The sequence below is a fragment of the Oleiphilus sp. HI0066 genome, from assembly GCF_001635725.1.
Window position 1 is genome coordinate 1 of sequence record NZ_LWFH01000460.1, and the last position, 689, is coordinate 689.

Annotated in this window: 2 protein-coding genes; one reads left to right on the forward strand and one right to left on the reverse strand. The window is 45.3% G+C overall.

What is annotated here, in order from left to right:
• Nucleotides 1-402: TraB/GumN family protein (locus A3738_RS06655; protein ID WP_197473648.1), on the forward strand; the 402-nt coding region annotated here is incomplete at its 5' end.
• Here A3738_RS06655 and A3738_RS06660 read toward each other — a convergent pair.
• A partial coding sequence (locus tag A3738_RS06660; protein ID WP_156504013.1) for a GGDEF domain-containing protein occupies nucleotides 386-689 on the reverse strand: 304 nt, incomplete at its 5' end. The genes A3738_RS06655 and A3738_RS06660 overlap by 17 nt on opposite strands.

Sequence of the window (689 nt, forward strand, 5' to 3'; positions counted from 1 at the left end):
CGAGCGCAGTATAAAAAACCGGTCGAAGAGTTAGAGGGGCTTGCCTTTCAAATGGAATTGCTTGAAAACTTGCCGATAAATGAAGCAGTGTTTGGGCAATCATTACTCGCGATGGCGGACTACCAAGAACAATGGCAAGCGATAGAAGCGGCATGGAAAAACTCGGATGGAGTTGCTCTTTATAACATGGTTATTGCTGAACCAATGCGTGATTTTCCCGAATTGAAACCTTATTTTGAAAAACTGTTTTTTGAGCGAAATCGCACGATGGCCGATAAAATTGTTGCATGTATGCAAACGCGTGTGTGTTTCGTTGTGGTGGGCGCTGGCCACTTAGATGGGCCAGCAGGTGTTGTTGAGTTGTTGCGTGAACGAGGACTATCGCTTACGCAACTTCAGTAGCTCTGGAGCTAGTGCTTTCATTGTGGATGAAGGTCAGGTCGCGACCGTGTTTCTTAGCTTGGTATAGTGCTTTGTCGGCGCGTTCATATAGCTGCCATTTAGTAAGAACATTTGGACTTGCTTGAGCAATACCAAATGAGGCGCTGATTCGAATTTCCTCTCCATTCCATTGAAGACGTAGTTCTTTGATCCTTTTTCTTAAACGTTCTGCTAACTGAAAGGCTTCGTTAGACTGAGAATTACAGACAATAATGCAGACTTCCTCGCCCCCAATGCGTGCGGCAATC